Here is a 1,603-nt window from a genome sequence, read left to right on the forward strand (position 1 = left end):
GGACCGTTCAGCCCCCGAAGGCAGTCGACCCGAGTGCCTGCGTTCGACCTCAGAGCTGGGTCGTGCTGGGCTCGGTAGGCGGCATAACAAGTGACTCGGAGCTCACGGATGTCGCGGAACAGGTCGAACCCGCCCCATCGAGTGACGTCGCGTCCGTAGGCCTCGCAATAGTCGGCGTAGTCCTCTGCCGACAGAGTTGAGTACGACGTCACCCGGCATGCCGTCGAGGTCAGGTCCCACTCGGGCGGGCCGATGGTGCACCGCTCCAGGTCGAGGAAGGCGACCCCCTCGGGGGTGCTGACGACGTTGCCGGCCCAGGCGTCTCCGTGGATCAGAGAGTCGGGGAGGCCGCGGGGCCGATCCGTCCAGGCTGCTTGGAGGTCTTCGAGCCTCGCCAGTAGCCAGATGCGATCGTCGGTTGGCAGCCAGGTCGCGGCGTTGATGCGTTCCTCGAGGCGCACGAACGGCGCCAGCCGAGCGACCACCTTGCCGGGCATCGGCAGGGAGTGGAGGTGTCTCAACGCTGCCGCGACCTCGCGAGGGGTGCCTGGGCGATGATCTCCGAGGTCGTGCCAGAAGGTGACCGGATGGCCCTCGACGACGACTGGCTGGTCGACCTCGAGGGATGCGTACGGGTGAACCGCGCGGACTCCGTTGGTGTTGAGCCATCTACCTAGGAAGACCTCCCGGCTGGCGGCCTGTTCTTGACCGGGTTTGGAGACCCTCGCGATCGCACCGTGGGGGAGGCGGTAGACGTGGTTCTCGCCCGCGCTGAGCAGCTGGGCGTCCGCAGCCGACAACCCGGCGCGGCGACAGGCAGCAGCGAGAATCTCCCCCGACCCGAGCACAGGGGGCGGGTTCACGAGGCGACGCCAACGGTACGGACGGTCTCCAGCACTTCAGCCACTTGATCGCGCTGATCGTGCTGATGAAGTCGCGCAGACTGGGTGATCTCCATCGCAGTGCGATGCAGCCGCTTGGAAAGCACACCTGCAGCGTCATCGACAGCAGCCTGGGCGATCTCGACTGCGTGGTCCGGGTCGCCGGTGCGCATGGTGAGCGCAGCCAGCTTGAAGCCGCTGATCACCCGCGATCGGATGTAGGTATCGGGGTGCTGGTCGACCGCGATGGCGAGCCGGCGCGTCGTGTCCTCGACGCGCACGCCGTGGACGGCCAGCTCGGCAAGGGCATGCCCGGTGTCGCCACAGTGCTGGGCGTAGTCGTAGTAGGCCATCCACGGCACGTCGTTGCCGGGATCGGCCTGGGCGAACGCATCATCAGCTTCACCAACCGCCTGCAGCGTCGCATCGACATCGCCCCGCCGACCATGGGCACGGGCCACCGCGGTAAACAGCATGGCCTGCTCCGTCGCCGTGAGCCGGTCGTGCCGAACGAGCCCCAGCTCCGAAAGGGTCAGCGCGCCCTCCGCGTCACCAACCCAAACTGCTTGTCGTGCGCGCCAGGACAACGACTTCGCGCGAAGGTGCCAGTCACCGCAGTCCTCGGCACAAGCGGTGGCAAAGGCCAGAACCCGATCAGCGAGCTGGTGCTGATGGGAGTCGAACAGCAGAGCACCGGTGGCGACACCGAGCTGACCGACCGC

The 1,603-nt window shown here is 67.4% G+C and carries 1 protein-coding gene and 1 pseudogene; both read right to left on the reverse strand.

The window, feature by feature from the left end:
• On the reverse strand, positions 1–863 hold an 863-nt coding region (locus ACFVJS_RS27885), incomplete at its 3' end, for a phosphotransferase enzyme family protein (protein WP_378886789.1).
• Positions 860–1,603 (reverse strand): annotated as a pseudogene (locus ACFVJS_RS27890) (XRE family transcriptional regulator); the annotation flags it as partial. The gene ACFVJS_RS27885 and the pseudogene ACFVJS_RS27890, both read right to left, overlap by 4 nt.

Source organism: Nocardioides sp. NPDC057772 (genome assembly GCF_042798075.1).
Lineage (GTDB): Bacteria > Actinomycetota > Actinomycetes > Propionibacteriales > Nocardioidaceae > Nocardioides.